We start from the raw sequence: 16,067 nt of genomic DNA on the forward strand, positions 1-16,067 counted from the left end.
GATTTAAGTGCTATTTTTATCGACCGTACGCTGTTTTAATCGCCTCTTCAAACTGTTGGCACATCGCTTTATCAGATTGTTGGTTATTGGCTAGAATCTTATTGCCATCGACAACTTGTATGCTTGCATTTAGTGGCGCGATTTCAGCACGGACTCTCGTTGCTGCTGAGGCTATTTTTTGCTGCTCTTGTTGCCAGACTTGATCCGCAGATAAATTACACTCATCGGCTAAGTAGCGGGCATTAAAGCCTTCACCTGTTAGCCTTTCTATGGTGGTGTTATGGTTAACTTTATTCCCTTCACGCCAATAGTGTTCCGCAAGTAGAGGGCCAATGTTAGGGTTGTCGGTTAGATAGCCAAACTCATTCATGAAGTGATGGCGGGTTTGATACACTGCCATATTGGCTAATAAGTAGCCTTGATAAGCACAAGCCGCTTCATCTGACAACAGATGTGGAATCGCCATTAATGGGCGAGGGCTGGTATCAAGACCGAGAATATTCATCTCCATCTCTCTTGCGAGTGAAGTGACTTTTTCTGCGGTCAGTTGGTGATCTTCTAGCAAATAGAGTGCACGTTCGAAGTAGGGAACAACCAGTATGCTTCGTTCTCCGTATGCTCTGAATGGTTGTCGAGCATCAATCATCGCTTTAATCACATGATCAGGAACGGCATTGCCGTCAGCGTCTTTTGCGTATTGCTTTAGCCAGTCTCCATCGCTCAGTAGGCTATCGCAAAACATGGATTGTGTTTCGGCATAGGCCATAGAGGTTGGTGCGAACTCTTGAGAGAAGCATGGCGCGTTCATCTTAACATTGGCAAAGTGAGCCGCATGACCTCCTTCGTGAAACAGTGTGTTTATGCCATCGTAGCCACTGCCAACCTGATCGGGCTTGGCATTGCTGGTAAAGTTAACTTTCGCTGCTACCCATTCTCCTTGTTGGTAGAAAGAGGGAGTCGGGCCGTGACAAAATCCGTTTGGATACTTACCTTTTCTATCAAGTAGATCAAGAGTGAGCTCTGCTTGAGAGTAATTGATGTTAAGTCGACCAAAAGATTCTACCCAACGAGTCAGTGACTGAGAAAAGGGCACATATGGGTCGAGATCTCGCATAGCATCGCCAGAAAAAGAGTAAACAAAGTTATGCCCTTTGATGGCGTTATCGCCTTTCTGTTTTGCGAGGGTCGCAATGCTGTCTAAATGATTACTTCGCGTCTGTTTTTCAAAATCATCCAATATAGAGAACAGTTGTTCTGTGGTCATCTGTTCGGTTTTTTCGATGGAGTAATCAAAAAAGTTATTGTAGCCAAGGGAACGAGCAAATTGATTGCGTAGTGCCACTAACTGTAAAAAGCCGTTTTGTAATAGCCATTGCTCCAAATCTAATAGAGCTTGATGTGAAGAGCGTCGTACGGTTTCGTCGTCACTAGTGCGGATATTGGCAGCCATGACAGGAAGCGAGCCTTCGTAACTCTCACCTTGTGCATCAACATAGCTCATTACGTGATTTTGCTTTTTGCTGAACAGATCGGCTTCAAATTGAATTAATTCTGCTTTGAGTTTTTTCGCCTGATCAGATTCGATGGCATGTGCTTTAAAGGTCGCTAACCAACCTTTTAAACCAATTAGGGTAGCTCTATTTTCATCATTATCTGTTTGAGTGGAAAGCGTATCGATATGATGTTGGATGGCGCTGATATTGCTTGCATCACTAAGAAAAGAGTTCCATTGCGTTTCTGCCTGCGTTGCTCCTTTCTGATCGTCACTTAGCCCCATATAGGTTTGCCAAAAGAATTGCTCTTTTTTGCCATGAAGATCTAAATAGTGCTGATTGAGGTCATTGAAGAATTGGGTTGCTGTCATAGCTGATTTGCCTAACTAATTGAGAATATAGATAGTTTATACTTAACTGCCGACAAAGGGGGAATTTTATTAGCTCTTGTGAATTTGTAAAACGATGACCGTAACCATGTTTGATAAAAAAATAGCCAATCGATGGATTGGCTATTCTACTATTTTATTGAGCGTGTAATTACTTGCAGTATTCTAGCGCTATTTGAGCACCTAAACGTGCGTTGTTTAATACCAATTGAATATTGGAGTCTAGGCTGTTACCACCTGTTAGCTCGCACACTCTTGCTAGCAAAAATGGTGTCGACTCTTTACCGTAAATGCCTTGCTCATCTGCTTCTTTAAGAGCGGTTTCAATTGCATTAGTGATCACTTCTGGAGCCATAGCGTACTGCTCTGGAATTGGGTTGGCGATAACCGCACCACCATGAAGCTCGAGCTGCCATTTAGCTTTCAATGCAGCAGCAATCTCTTTTGCACTGTCTAAACGATAGTCAATGCTATGCTCACTTTCGCGAGTGTAGAAAGCTGGTAGAGAGTCAGTTTGATAACCGATAACTGGCACCCCTTGTGTTTCCAAGTACTCTCTCGTTAGTGCGAGATCTAGAATGGATTTAGCACCTGCACAAATTACCGCCACATCTGTATTGGCTAACTCTTGTAGATCCGCTGAAATATCAAATGTCTCTTGCGCACCTCGGTGAACACCACCAATACCACCCGTTGCAAATACTTTAATTCCGGCCATTGCTGCAAGTATCATGGTTGCGGCCACAGTGGTAGCCCCGTCTTTTTTGCCTGCAACGATAAATGGAATATCGCGACGGCTAACTTTAGTGACTTCCGTGCCGGCTTTACCAAGATGCGTAATTTGCTCTTCGTCCAATCCTACTTTTAGGCGACCTTCGATAATGGCGATAGTGGCAGGAACGGCACCATTGTCACGGATGGTTTTCTCTACCAGTAACGCAGTTTCGACGTTACGAGGATATGGCATTCCATGGGAAATTATGGTCGACTCCAAAGCAACAACAGGTTGATTATTTGCTAACGCTTCTGCGACTTCAGGTTGAATATCTAGGTAGTTTTCTAACATGGGATGTTTTCCTCTAATAAACGCAGAACCGCTTGTTCTGACATAGTTGAATTTATGGTGTTATCGGCAATAAGAGCAAGTCGGGCTGCGCCTAGGGCAAAATCGACAGTGTGATCCCATGACCAATGACTGACATAACCGTGTGCTAAGCCTGCCATTAAGGCATCTCCAGCGCCGGTCACGTTGTTAACTTGTACTGCGGAAGCAGGAATAAACCGGCCTTCATTGTTGTGGCTAGAGTATGCTCCTTCGCTTCCTAAACTGATTAGCAGTTGAGTAATACCTTTATTGTGAAGAATTTCAGCGACTTCTGGTAAATCACTCTTCTGTTTAATCTCTTTTCCTGCCAGTAATTCAGCTTCTAATTTGTTGGGTTTTAATGTGTGTATCTTGTTTAGAAAAGGCAGCAATTTAGATGCTTTTACTGATGAGACGGGGTCAACCAATATTGGCTTATCACCATGAACATGGAACAGATATTCGAGTGCGTTTATGTTCAGGTTGGCATCAAGCACGATGGCTGTCGATCGGGAGATGACGCCATCTCGCTGAGCCAGTTGAGCGGCGTTTAATGAGTCGATCAGCGCCATATCATTTAGCGCCAGTTGCATTTCACCGTCAGGACCATGAATAGATAAGTAGCTGCTAGAAGTTGCGCCAGTCACGGTTAAGCAGTGATCCACATTAACCCCTGCTTCACGGCAGGCTTTTTTCAACTGGTCGCCCCACAGGTCATCTCCCATTGCACCCACAAAATGCACGGTACTTCCAAGTCGACTCAGATTTTCAGCGATGTTTCGGCCTACGCCGCCGGCACTACTGGTTAGTTTTCCGGGGTTTGAATCGCCAGCAACGAGTGATGATTCTGCACGTCCGCAAAGGTCCATGTTGGCGCCGCCGATTACCATGGCATATTGGTCAGGTGCAATAATGTACCCTTTCCCTTGTATGACGCCTTTTCTGGTTAGGTTCATGATATGACCGGCTACCGCACTTCTACTACAGCCCATTTTATCGGCCAGATTTTGCTGTGGGATCATTGGATCTTGCCTTAGCAAGGCGAGTATTTGTTGTTCTTTTTCTGTCATAAACATATGTCCGCAAACCAAACAATTGTTTGTATATTAAATGGGATAATTGATATTGCACGTGGAAAACTGGAAATATTTGTCGTTTGTCACATTATTTTCTCGTGGAGAGGCTGGGTATTTATGCGGTCGTTGAAGGTATCCATATGCGAGGAACGTGTGAGCGGTAGGGGTTTCACCCACTGTGAAATAATATTTATTGATTTACAGCATATTATTGTTATCGTAACAGTGTAACCTTACTCGACTAGAGCTCGAGTTAAATCATATACGTAATACAATAATGTTGTTCTATTGCTGTAGATAATAATTTACTAATTTTGACGTTGTTTTGTTTGGTGGCTTGTTGGATATTTCACAATCTAGTTTTGCGCATTTTATTAGCATGATTGATAGTGCTAATGAAGGGCTTTGGGTTAAAGACACGGCTGGAAAAGTGGTGTTTTATAATCAAAGTTTTTATAAACAATTTGCGTTTTCAACACATGAGGCTCAGTTATCCGACTGGGTTAAGCTAGTCCATCCCCTAGATAAAGATAAATTGACGTTAATCACCGATATCAATAGCGATGAAAGAGTCGTCGATGAACGAATTGTTAATCAATATCGAGTGTTAAAAGAAGACGGCAGCTTTTGTTGGATTGAAGCCACTGGTGTGATTAAAAAAGAGGGTGGTGCTTCCTATATTGTTGGTAACCATCGTGATGTCACCCAGCAGAAAAAAATGGAATCGTACGTTAACAAACTCAGCTATTACGATTCGGCAAGCGGCTTACCAAACCACCAAAAACTTCTCCAAGATATTGATGCTCTAGAGTGTAATTCAACACTTATTCATATTCATTTAGATAGAGTTAAATCCTATGTGAATCGCTATGGAGAGTCTATTGTTGAGGAAATCATAGATAGGCTGTTGCAATGCTTCTCACTGTTTGACCATTACCAAAGCACAGCATACCGAAATAACAGTGATTCTTTTTCTATACTCATTACTAGCTTAGTTTCGGAGCAAGACCTTGCTCAAAGTTGTCAATCCTTCATCTCTCTATTTCACTCCTTGTCAAACCAAACCAGCCAGCTTTATGTCGGGAAAGTTTACATAGGTGCTTATCAGCATTTATCGAAAAACAAAACCGCAAAAGAGGTGTACAACTGGGCATCTAAAACTTGTGAGTATGCGTTTAGGAATGAACCTGCTCGTTGGGCGATCTGTAATTCCACCAATAAAGAGAAAGTAGAACACTTTTTTTATATTGAAAGCCAGCTTAAAAAGGCCATTGATCAGCAAGAGATATCTATTCGCTTGCAACCCATAGTATGTGCGAAGAGCAATCAACTTTTGAGTTTTGAAGCTTTGGCTCGTTGGGAAAAATCAGAGATGGGCGCCATTTATCCTGATGAATTCATTCCGGTAGCAGAAAGACAAGGTTTAATCTCACACCTTGGTGAAAGCGTATTAGAACAAGCGTGCCGATATATAAAAGAATATAACCATAAATGGAACAGTCAGGTACGGATAAATGTTAATGTTTCGGCTTTACAACTGTTAGACGGAGTCTTTCCTCGTAAAGCAAAACAGATAGTTCAACAAACCGGCGTTGATCCTAAAATGGTGGTTTTGGAGTTAACAGAGTCTGTTCTTATCGATAATCAACATCAAATAAAGCCTCAAATGGAGCAGCTAAAAGCGATTGGCTTTAGTTTAGCGATGGATGATTTTGGGGCTGGTTACAGTTCCTTGACGAGCTTTTTTAAGCTTCCTTTTGATCAGGTTAAAATTGATAAAGAGTTAGCGAACGAAGTTATGCGCGCTAATGAACCTCTTCACTATATGAAGTTTATAACCAAAATTTGTGCGGATAAAAATGTCTCTATAACCGTGGAAGGGATCGAAACGGTTTCTATGCTTGAAAGTTTTAATCAAATGGATATTACCACTTTGCAAGGATATTTGATGTCGAGCCCACTGTTGATGGAAGATGCATTTGAACTGAGTACCGACTTTGGAATTTGGTTAGCGGAGAACAAGTAGTTAATACCTTGCTCTGAAATGAGGGCATTGTCGCTGAACCAACACCTTGAGATTACCTGAGTATATTAAAGGAAGCATGGATGCTACTTGAATGGTCAATACTGTTTTTTGCCGGTTTTTTTGGTGGCATATTAAACTCACTTGCTGGTGGAGGAAGTTTTATTACCTTTCCGGCACTCATGTTGGTAGGCATTCCCCCCGTTCACGCTAATGCAACCAATACGTTTGCATCTTGTGCAGGCTACCTTAGTGGTGCCTATGCCTTTCGTAAAGATATAGCGGATCATTCCTCCGATATTGTCCGAATTATTCTGCTGAGTTTTATCGGCGGTATAGCTGGAGCATGGCTGCTATTAAAAACCCCCGAATCCCTTTTTATGGAAGCCATTCCATGGTTACTGTTGTTTGCCACTCTGCTGTTTATCTATGGTGGCAAACTAAGCCAATATTTTAATAGACTATCTTCTTCTTATCGCCATGCTTCTCTGCTGGCTACTCTGTCTCTTTCTGCATTTTTGGTTTTTGTTGCGCTGTATGGCGGATTTTTTAATGCCGGTTTGGGCATCATTTCATTGAGTTATTTAGCGCTGGCGGGCTATAGCAATATAAATGCGATGAACGGCATTAAATTGTTAATTTCCTCATGTGTCGCATTGGTGGCCATTGCTCTGTTTATTTGGGAAGGAGTTATTGAATGGCAGTCAGGTTTTTTGGTATTGCTTGGAACGCTATTAGGTGGCTTTGTCGCAGCGAAAGTATCACGAAATCTATCTCAGAAACTGGTTCGTAATTTTGTTAGTCTCGCCAGTATCAGTATTACCCTTTACTTTTTTTATGATGTTTATTGGGTGTTTTAATTAAGTGAGGCTGCCCCACTTAATGAAAACACTAGGTCATATTCTACTACTCTTATGACATGACTCAGGCTAGGAGCGTAAGCTATTACCGAACAAGAGTGACATCGCAATCGATGCGCCTATGGCGAGCAAGATGTTGGTCATGCTAAATCCCCAAATGGCAACGCAGATAGCGACTGTAACAATTGACCAGAGTAATGTTTCGAATATCCAAGTTCCCATAATGTTTCCCACAATGTTGAATGAATGACTTATTTAATCTCAATTCGGAATAAAAAAGTTAAAACTCCATATTTAATAATAAGTTAAGCTTTAACTAGGCGCAGTGCTGATATTTTAGATGAATGACAAGGCAAAATTATAAGTGATAATCTTTCTATCACGTTGATTTTGACGAAGTCAGACGCTGTAAGAGCAGTACTGAGCGGCTTAAATTATCCCGAACTGAGGTTATTTACTTATGTCATTTCTAAGTGAAAGGTTGAGAACGGCACCTAGAGATGACTTAGGTATAGTAATTATCTAATGGTTAATTTTAGGTTATCTAACGACAGCGACCGACATCTTGTTCTAACAGACGCTTTCTGTTCAATGGTTAAGCAGATTGAATGGGCTTATTACTAGAAGTATAAACTAACAATTCATGCGTTATTAAAATGTTTTGCAAATGTTAATTATCGTGGTGTTTTAATCTGCAAATGTTATCTAATGCTAATATATGTCACTGAAAAATACGCACAAAAGATAAATTTATTAATAGAATTCATTTACACCAATAGGGTTTTATGCTGTTATTCAGTGTCAATGGAAATTGACACAACTTTTTTACAATAATAATTTTAGAGATTTTGCAATGGATAACAAAAACACAACTGCGCAGAACACAGGTGGCGCTTGGTCTCGACTTGAACTTTGGAAAAAAATCCTGGTAGGGATGATTCTGGGTGTGATTGTCGGTACCGTGATGGGGCCTGATGCTGAAGTGCTTAAGCCTATTGGTACACTATTTATTAACGCGATCAAAATGCTGATTGTTCCTTTGGTATTCTGTTCACTGATTGTTGGTATAACATCAATGAAAGATACTCAGAAAATGGGAAGAATTGGTGCAAAAGCAGTGATTTTCTACCTTGGAACAACCGCCGTCGCTATTACTATTGGATTAGTGCTAGCAGCAGTATTGACTCCAGGTGCAGGACTGAACATGGTGGCATCGAATCCTGAGGCAGCAGGAAAAGAAGCACCAGCATTGGTTCAAACACTGTTGAACATGGTTCCTAAAAATCCAGTTGGTGCTTTAGCCGCTGGTAATATTCTTCAGATTATCGTCTTTGCAATTGGTCTTGGCATCTCTCTTGTTTTAGTAGGAGATAAGGCTGAGCCTGCAATTAAGGTGTTTGAAAGCCTAGCTGAAGCTATGTATAAACTGACCGAGCTTGTGATGAAGCTGGCTCCGTTTGGTGTGTTCGGCTTAATGGCATGGGTTGCCGGCAAATACGGCCTAGATGTTTTATTGCCACTGATTAAAGTTGTTGCCGTGGTTTACTTAGGTGCCCTGATTCATGTATTGATATTCTACAGCGGTGTGATTCGCACACTAGGTGGATTAAGCCCTGTTCGATACCTCAAAGGATTAGCAAACCCAGCCGCTGTGGCGTTTACTACGACCAGTAGTTCAGGTACGTTGCCTGCGACAATCAAAGCTGCGCGTCAAGAGCTAGGTGTATCGAAAAGTGTTTCTAGCTTTGTATTGCCACTTGGAGCGACCATTAATATGGATGGCACCGCCTTGTATCAAGGTGTGTGTGCGCTGTTTATTGCTCAAGCCTTTGGCATTGATTTAGCAACGTCGGATTATGTCACTATTATCCTTACTGCGACGTTGGCGTCTGTGGGTACTGCGGGTGTTCCGGGAGCAGGTCTAATCATGCTTTCATTAGTACTGACTACCGTTGGCCTACCTATTGAAGGTTTGGCTATTGTTGCAGGTATTGACCGAGTTCTGGATATGGCACGCACAACCGTGAACGTATGTGGAGATATGATGGTTTCTGTTATGGTAGCGAAAAGTGAAGGTGAGTTAGATACGTCTGTCTATAATGCTGACACTAATGCTGAAGTAGAAACAGCATAATACTCTAACTTATTATGAAATCCACTGCTTATATAGCGGTGGATTTTTTTTATCTGTAATAACTCGACGAATAGTAAAAAGTCTTTAAACTAAGAGATTTACACTCAAGTGACCTCAAGATGCGCTCCCAAGGGGCGAGTTTTATTGGCTGAACAAGCTCCTTGAGATTACTTGAGTATATTGTTAAAACAACATAAGCAGACAGTGCAGTGGTTGATCTCATGTTCATAGGAATAGTGGCGAGTTTTATTGGTGCAACGCTGCAAGCTATTAATTATATTCTCACTCAAAATTGCCAGCAAAAGTATAATATTGATGGTGTAAAACTGCTTGTGGCGACACATGCTGCAATGGGATTTTTTGCGCTTATTCCAGCCATTTTGTTTGATTATTGGCGATATATTCATCCTAGCCAGTATATTGATTTTATAAAAATCAATCTGCCTTATCTAATTGCACAGTATCTACTTATTAGAGCGATCAAACTGAGTGATGCGTCGGTTGCCTCACCATTGTTGGCATTGAAGATACCTGTGCTGGCGTTAATTTCTTGGCTAGTGTTGCAACAATCATTTTCTATACAGCAGTGGGGAGCAATAGCGATTATTGTTGCTATGGCTTGGCGATTCTCCACGATGTCTGGTGACATATCATTGAAGCCTCTGTTGCTCGTTTTTATCGCTTGTATTGGTTATAGCTGTTCAGATCTAGCGGTAACCGATTTCTCTCATCGAGTACCTGGCTCATCTCCGATAGAAAAAGTGATGGTTACCATGACGATAAACTATCTGGTTGTTGGCGTATTAAGCCTGCCTCTGATGGTGACGAACAAAGTCAGCATAACAATGGTTTATCAGGCTAAATGGGTCGGTTTTGCTTGGTTCTCTGGTGTCATTTTGTTAGTGATTGGTTTTAACCTCAGTGGTGTTGTGTCCGGTAATATTGTTCAATCATTACGCGGGATAATTGGCATTGCATTGGCGTTTGTATTCTTTCGTCATCAAATTAACCAGCCTATGTCGCTATGGAAAAATAAGATGATCACCGCGTTGATAATGGTCGCAGCGATTGGACTTTTCTATATTTAAAACAAGATGATAAAGGCACTTTAAACAGAACTCTCCCCCGAACATGAGATCGGTTTTGTCTTGAAATGTGCTTACATATGGAGGGTGAATGATGAAAACTTCAACGAAACCCGGCAATCAATACCGGGTCTTTTTTTCATCGACACAAACAGGCGATGACGCAGTACTTAAAAATCAACAAGCCTTAAATATACCTTCTAGAACACGTTGCAATACTGGATAAGAGAACGAGTCTTCACCTATCTGGTAATTGCGAGCCATTTTGTCGGCTCGGTCTTTAGCGTCAGTTAAGTAATGAATGGTTTGTTGAACCGCTTTGTCGTTGATTGAACGATCAATGTACGCCAATCCGTTTGCATCAATTTGGTGTTTGTCACCTAGGTCAATAATATCAAACTGGCTCTGTTCTATGTCGGTTGCATAAACAGGATAACGGTAGACAATCATAGGCAGTTTAGCGATGAGTCCTTCTAAGAACTGATTTCCCCAACCCTCCAATAGACTTGGGTAGGTGATCATATCTGCATGGGCATAAACGTCCCAAAGAGAGTAGATTTTACTATCTTGCTGAGATGAGCGTGAATGATCAACCACATCGTTGATAAACAGAAGCTCTACGTTTAGCGACTTAGCTTTGTCTATCAGTTTTTGTAAGTATGGCGCTTCTTCACTCATGCCTGCAAAAGTCAGGATTAAACGACTCTCTTCTGTGAATATCTGACCGTTATATAAGGTTTTTCCAACCAATTCATCTCTACTTTTTTCCAGTGCAGCGATATGATCGATGGCGAGTTCTATTCCCTTTCTGGCAACAATTCGAGTTGCCTGAAGGAACATTACATCGTGAGGGCGAATGTTAAATCGAGAACGAAGATCTTGGTTGTACTCATCGATATGCCAGTCACTGTTGTGAAAATCGAATACATTTGGCACAACATTAGACTCAATGCCTCGACGAGCTTTTAACTCTTTCTGAGCAATATGATTGATGACGCAATGCTGAATGCTGTCGTCCTTAGGAGGAAAGTAACAATCAAGTAGTTCGGTTATAGCAGGGCAGGTTGGATTGGAGTATTTTTCACGTTCCCAATGAAAATCGTGGTGATGGCAAATCGCTTTTATACCAGTGGATTTTACCGCTTGATAGAGACCAATAGCGGCAGGCAGATGATAGCCGAGTGACCAAATATTGTTTGGAACAATAATATCAATATCCAGTTTAACTATCGCTTTAGCTATTTTGTCCTCAATACACTTTGCCTGTTTATGTATGCTGGCAATAAGCTCTGCATCATCAGTAAAGTCAGAGAGTTCTACATAGGCATTTTGAATGATTTGGTCATTAAATGAGTCCAAGTAGTGCAACTCTTCTATGCATTCTGCCTGACAGTTTCCTTGGCTACCTGCTAGGTAATAGATGTTATGGCCAAGCGCTTGCAAAGCAGATTTCCATTTATCCATTTCCAGTGATACGCCATCGGTTTCCCCTACGCGGAAATGCGCGAGTAAGATGTTCATTTTTTGTTCGCCCTATCATTGATTCACAGTACTTATTAAGTGATGTGCATTTAACGATACTGTGCAGAGTTAGAAAGTGACTAACTTCACAGAAACAACACTGAGGCCAAAACCGGTTTTGGTTTATTGCAAAATAAGTGACTCAGTTCAAAAAAATCTATTATTTTCCTGTCTATGATAGTTATATCGAATGTGAGTGTCGTTGTGAGAATGTATTTTCTCATTTTTTATAACTAGCAACAAAACCGGTTTTGTTTTTTTGATATAAATATCGATAAGTTGGTGAGTTAGGTGGTTTTTTATATTTTGGTAAGAGACGTTAGTTAACGTATAGACGAAAGTTAACGTATAGATACAGTGGAAAAAAGCGATGAAGCTTAAAAGCGAAAATCTTAAAAATAATTTACAGCAAATTCTAGCTGGTGTGTATGCACCAGCAGAGCTGAATACCTTTTTGCCTGAGTTAATGAATAGAATTGAACAGTTTTCTGGGGTGAGTAAAAAAGAGAAATGGGTCGATCAGAACGACATTATGTTGATTACATATGGCGACTCTATCCAGAAAAAAGGTGAAGCACCAATGCAGACCTTGCATCATTTCTTAAATAGAAATGCACAAGATGTTCTGTCAGCGGTTCATATTCTGCCTTGTTTCCCATATACCTCTGATGATGGTTTCTCTGTCGTTGATTACTGGAAAATCAATCCTGACTTAGGTGATTGGAGTGACGTAAAGTCACTCTCAGCGGATTTTGAGCTGATGTTTGATGGTGTTATTAACCATATTTCTCAGTCTAGCGATTGGTTCCAAGGCTATCTTGCAGGAGACGAAGCGTATAAAGATTTCTTTATTGAAGCGAATCCTGATAGAGATTTCAGCTCGGTTACCCGCCCAAGAGCGTTACCATTATTGACTGCATTTGATACAAGTAACGGTAAAAAGCATATCTGGACCACGTTTAGTGAAGACCAGATAGACTTGAATTTCCGCAGTACGGAAGTGTTTGCAAAAATCGTTGAGCTGCTGCTGTTTTATGCTGAGCAAGGTGCATCATTTATCCGACTTGATGCCATTGGTTTCATGTGGAAAGAGATGGATACATCATGCATCCATTTGCCTCAATGTCATGCTCTTGTTCAGGCCATGCGAGCTGTGATGGACGCTGTTGCACCACAGGTTAAATTAATTACCGAAACGAATGTGCCTCATGTGGACAATATTAGTTACTTTGGTAACGGCCAAAATGAAGCGCATCTGGTTTATCAATTCCCGCTTCCTCCACTGACACTGCACACTCTACAAACCGGTGACAGTAATAAAATTGTTGAGTGGATGGGCAGCTTAGAAGGGTGTTCAGATAAAACGACATTCTTTAACTTTCTTGCGTCTCATGATGGCATCGGTGTTCGTCCGGTAGAAGGTATCTTATCAACTGAACAGGTTAATGATTTAAAAGATATCGTTCAGAAAAATGGTGGCCGAGTATCATTCAAAAATAATGGTGACGGCACTCAAAGCCCTTATGAGCTGAATATCAACTATTACGATGCGATAAAAAATATTGATGCGGATGAATCTACCAATATTGACCGTTTCATGGCAGCGCAATCAATTCTCGTTTCTATGGCAGGTGTACCGGGTATTTACGTTCACAGTTTATTGGGTTCAACCAATGACACTGAAGGGCTAGAAAGACTGGGATATAACCGTGCTATTAACCGTGAAAAACTGGATAGCGATATTGTGGAAAGCGAGCTGAATGACTCTGCTCACCGTCGCCACAAAATTCTTAATCGATTTAAGCATTTATTAACGGTTCGCAAAGGTGAGAAGTCATTTGCACCAAGTGCGTCACAGAGAATAGTTAAAACCAATTCTAAACTTATAACCATGATACGTGATGAACGTGTTGCTGTGGTTGTAAATGTTAGCAACCAATCTGTAGAGCTTGATACACGTTGTTTATTAGATAACCTTAATAAGGATATTTTATCTGGTAACGCAGTCAAGACCACAGTAACCCTACAGCCATATCAAGTGATGTGGTTGAAAAGTGAATAACGAATCCTAAAGATAAGGATATAGTGATGAAATTGAAAACTCTGACTCTTGGACTAGCAGCTGCAGGACTAACCATGTCTAGCCTTGCTCAAGCGACAACCATTGAATATTGGACTACCCAAACTCAATCAGACCGTATACAGACTATTGAAGTAATGGCTGACGTGTTTGAAGCGTTAAATCCAGGAATAGATGTTGAAGTTGTAGCTGTAGATGAGAATGAAATACCGACTCAAATAGCGGCAGCGGCGGCATCGAACACTCTGCCAAATATCGTAGAAGTTGGGTCTAACTTATCGTTAGCCTTTGCCGACCAAGGCATTGTAAATGTTGATGCCAATACGGACGTTGTTAAATCTCTTGGTGAAGATCGTTTTTATCAAGGTGCGCTGAAGCTTATCCAAAACCCAGACACAGAAAAATATGTTGCTGTCCCTTATCGTGGTTGGGTTCAGGGTATTTGGTACCGAGCTGACTGGTTTGAAGAAGCCGGTCTTGAGCCACCAACAACATGGGAAAGTATTGAAAAAGCTGCAAAGCATTTTTACAAGCCGGAGCAAAATCAATACGGTATTTTGATTGGTACTAAGTCAGACGCATACGCGGAGCAGGTTTATACTCAGTTTGCATTGTCGAATGATGCGGGTGAGTTCGATAAAGATGGTAATCTAATCTTTAACTCTGAAGCACAGGCAGAGACATTAGATTTCTACAAAACATTGGCTCAGTACAACCCTCCAGGTCCACAAACTTGGCGTGCACGTGACTACTACTTGCAGGGTAAATTGGCGATGTTCTTCTACTCTACCTATATTATGGATGACCTAGCGCTAGCAGAAGCTGCAGCAAGTTCATTGGGGACGGAGAACTTTAAAAACCTTAAAGGTGCTAAGTTTGATCCAAACTTATCTAAAAATACTCGTTTAGCAGCAACAATTACTAAGAAGTCACCTTCTACATTCGGTACTTTGGTTGGTTTCTCTGTGATGAACACTGGTGATCAAGCTGAAGTTGATGCAGCTAAAGCCTTCTTGGAATACATGAATGAACCTGATCAAGTTATCGCTTACTCACACATGGCGCCTGGTGGACACCTACCAATGCTGCGTGATATCGCTGAAACAGATGAGTTCTTAGATGATCCAAAAGGTATCTTCAATCGCTATGGTAAGGAATCAATCAAAGAGATCGTTGGTGGTTTCGATACGATTAAAAACTTCTCTGTTGTTGATGGTAAAGCCTTCCCGAAATCGGGTGAGATTTTCTCTAAACAAGTTATCCCTCGTATGATTTATAGCGCTGTTATTGAAGACCAAAGCACTCAAAAATCACTAGAGTGGGCAGAAAAACAGATGCAAGAAATTGTAGCTAAGTAATATTGTTAATATCGCCGGCTATCGTTAGGTAAGTAACGCCTGCCGGCATTCACTTGAGGTTAGCTTTTAGCCTCACCTGAGAGGAATTATTCTCATGACTCCATTAGAGAGAGCAGAAGCGAGATTAGGTTGGAAATTAGTTTCTCCAACGATCATCTTTATCGCGCTTTTAATACTCTATCCTATTGTATTTAACGTCTATCTTAGTTTTTTTGATGTTAAGTTGAATGGTGATAAGTTATTTGTCGGACTTGATAACTATTCAAAATTGCTGTCTAACCCTGACTATTATTCATCTATAGGCACGACAGTAATCTACCTGCTTGGTACTGTTGCCGGTACCACGTTACTTGGCCTTTTAGTGGCGCTATTAATGCGTGAACCGTTTAAAGGACGTGGCATTGTTAGTGCAGCGATACTCATGCCTTATTTTGCACCGGTTATTTCGGTGGTGTTTGGCTGGCAGTTCCTTTTTGACCCTGTTAATGGCGTATTTAACTGGTTAATTGTTGATGTACTAAACCTAACAGCAGAGAGAACCAACTTAATAGGTGAGCCAGAGACTGCGGTTTGGGTAGTGATCATTTTTGATATCTGGAAACATTTCCCTATCGCTTATTTGCTAATTTTGTCTAAGTTGCAATCGATTCCAAAAGATCAATATGAAGCGGCAGCAATAGACGGGTATGGGCCGGTTGGACGTTTTTTCCATGTGACGTTACCTGAGATCTATTTTGTTCTTGCAACGGTGATTATCTTGCGTCTGATTTGGAACTTGAACCGATTTGAGGATGTATATCTACTTGCGCCAAATGTAGAAACTTTACCGGTATTCACTTACTACCAAGCATTTACCGGAATCATTGATCAGGGCTTAGCTGCAGCAACATCCGTTATTCAATTTGGATTCTTGTGTGTGCTCATCTGGTTCTATGTTAAGAAAATTTTGAAGTGGTAAGCAATT

The 16,067-nt window shown here is 41.2% G+C and carries 12 protein-coding genes; 7 read left to right on the plus strand and 5 right to left on the minus strand.

Features of this window, described 5'->3' with window-relative positions:
• Positions 1-16: 16 nt before the first annotated feature.
• The 3 genes from F0227_RS10885 to F0227_RS10895 all read right to left on the minus strand — a co-directional run bounded on the left by F0227_RS10885 (position 17) and on the right by F0227_RS10895 (position 4,036).
• Positions 17-1,864 (minus strand): M3 family metallopeptidase, encoded by a 1,848-nt coding sequence (locus F0227_RS10885; RefSeq protein ID WP_171753228.1) that lies wholly within the window; start codon positions 1,862-1,864, stop codon positions 17-19.
• Between the two features lie 169 nt (positions 1,865-2,033).
• On the minus strand, positions 2,034-2,948 hold the full coding sequence (locus tag F0227_RS10890; RefSeq protein WP_171753229.1) for a pseudouridine-5'-phosphate glycosidase: 915 nt from the start codon (positions 2,946-2,948) through the stop codon (positions 2,034-2,036).
• Complete coding sequence (locus F0227_RS10895; protein WP_171753230.1) at positions 2,942-4,036, minus strand: PfkB family carbohydrate kinase; 1,095 nt, start codon at positions 4,034-4,036, stop codon at positions 2,942-2,944. The genes F0227_RS10890 and F0227_RS10895 overlap by 7 nt, the downstream gene beginning before the upstream one ends.
• Positions 4,037-4,382: 346 nt before the next feature.
• On the opposite strand from F0227_RS10895, the gene F0227_RS10900 reads away from it, so the two are divergent.
• On the plus strand, positions 4,383-6,068 hold the full coding sequence (locus F0227_RS10900) for an EAL domain-containing protein (RefSeq protein WP_171753231.1): 1,686 nt from the start codon (positions 4,383-4,385) through the stop codon (positions 6,066-6,068).
• Between the two features lie 80 nt (positions 6,069-6,148).
• Positions 6,149-6,925, plus strand: coding sequence for a sulfite exporter TauE/SafE family protein (locus F0227_RS10905; RefSeq protein WP_171753232.1), 777 nt, complete (start codon positions 6,149-6,151; stop codon positions 6,923-6,925).
• A gap of 69 nt (positions 6,926-6,994) precedes the next feature.
• On the opposite strand, the gene F0227_RS10910 is transcribed toward F0227_RS10905, so the two are convergent.
• The gene (locus F0227_RS10910; RefSeq protein WP_171753233.1) at positions 6,995-7,147 is read right to left on the minus strand and encodes a hypothetical protein; all 153 of its coding nucleotides are present in this window, start codon (positions 7,145-7,147) and stop codon (positions 6,995-6,997) included.
• Between the two features lie 631 nt (positions 7,148-7,778).
• Between F0227_RS10910 and F0227_RS10915 the strand changes: the two genes are divergently transcribed.
• Together F0227_RS10915 and F0227_RS10920 are read left to right on the plus strand one after the other, a co-directional pair.
• On the plus strand, positions 7,779-9,059 hold the full coding sequence (locus F0227_RS10915) for a dicarboxylate/amino acid:cation symporter (protein WP_171753234.1): 1,281 nt from the start codon (positions 7,779-7,781) through the stop codon (positions 9,057-9,059).
• 221 nt (positions 9,060-9,280) lie between these two features.
• Complete coding sequence (locus F0227_RS10920; protein WP_171753235.1) at positions 9,281-10,147, plus strand: EamA family transporter; 867 nt, start codon at positions 9,281-9,283, stop codon at positions 10,145-10,147.
• A 174-nt stretch (positions 10,148-10,321) separates the two neighbouring features.
• Here the strand turns inward: F0227_RS10920 and F0227_RS10925 are convergent, their stop codons facing one another.
• Positions 10,322-11,665 (minus strand): glycosyltransferase family 4 protein, encoded by a 1,344-nt coding sequence (locus F0227_RS10925; protein WP_171753236.1) that lies wholly within the window; start codon positions 11,663-11,665, stop codon positions 10,322-10,324.
• A 370-nt stretch (positions 11,666-12,035) separates the two neighbouring features.
• On the opposite strand from F0227_RS10925, the gene F0227_RS10930 reads away from it, so the two are divergent.
• From F0227_RS10930 to F0227_RS10940, 3 genes are all read left to right on the plus strand, one after another.
• A complete protein-coding gene (locus F0227_RS10930; protein WP_171753237.1) occupies positions 12,036-13,727 on the plus strand; it encodes a sugar phosphorylase in 1,692 nt (563 codons plus the stop codon).
• Between the two features lie 26 nt (positions 13,728-13,753).
• Positions 13,754-15,103, plus strand: a complete 1,350-nt coding sequence (locus tag F0227_RS10935; protein WP_171753238.1) for an extracellular solute-binding protein — start codon at positions 13,754-13,756, stop codon at positions 15,101-15,103.
• Positions 15,104-15,197: 94 nt separating this feature from the next.
• Positions 15,198-16,061, plus strand: coding sequence for a sugar ABC transporter permease (locus tag F0227_RS10940; protein WP_171753239.1), 864 nt, complete (start codon positions 15,198-15,200; stop codon positions 16,059-16,061).
• The last annotated feature ends 6 nt before the right edge of the window (positions 16,062-16,067 follow it).

This window comes from Vibrio sp. 99-8-1 (assembly GCF_013114595.1).
Lineage (GTDB): Bacteria > Pseudomonadota > Gammaproteobacteria > Enterobacterales > Vibrionaceae > Vibrio.

Coding starts and splice junctions, on each gene's coding strand:
- F0227_RS10885 (WP_171753228.1), bottom strand. CDS start 1,864: ATGACAGCAACCCAATTCTTCAATGACCTCAATCAGCACTATTTAGAT.
- F0227_RS10890 (WP_171753229.1), bottom strand. CDS start 2,948: ATGTTAGAAAACTACCTAGATATTCAACCTGAAGTCGCAGAAGCGTTA.
- F0227_RS10895 (WP_171753230.1), bottom strand. CDS start 4,036: ATGACAGAAAAAGAACAACAAATACTCGCCTTGCTAAGGCAAGATCCA.
- F0227_RS10905 (WP_171753232.1), top strand. CDS start 6,149: ATGCTACTTGAATGGTCAATACTGTTTTTTGCCGGTTTTTTTGGTGGC.
- F0227_RS10910 (WP_171753233.1), bottom strand. CDS start 7,147: ATGGGAACTTGGATATTCGAAACATTACTCTGGTCAATTGTTACAGTC.
- F0227_RS10915 (WP_171753234.1), top strand. CDS start 7,779: ATGGATAACAAAAACACAACTGCGCAGAACACAGGTGGCGCTTGGTCT.
- F0227_RS10920 (WP_171753235.1), top strand. CDS start 9,281: ATGTTCATAGGAATAGTGGCGAGTTTTATTGGTGCAACGCTGCAAGCT.
- F0227_RS10925 (WP_171753236.1), bottom strand. CDS start 11,665: ATGAACATCTTACTCGCGCATTTCCGCGTAGGGGAAACCGATGGCGTA.
- F0227_RS10930 (WP_171753237.1), top strand. CDS start 12,036: ATGAAGCTTAAAAGCGAAAATCTTAAAAATAATTTACAGCAAATTCTA.
- F0227_RS10935 (WP_171753238.1), top strand. CDS start 13,754: ATGAAATTGAAAACTCTGACTCTTGGACTAGCAGCTGCAGGACTAACC.
- F0227_RS10940 (WP_171753239.1), top strand. CDS start 15,198: ATGACTCCATTAGAGAGAGCAGAAGCGAGATTAGGTTGGAAATTAGTT.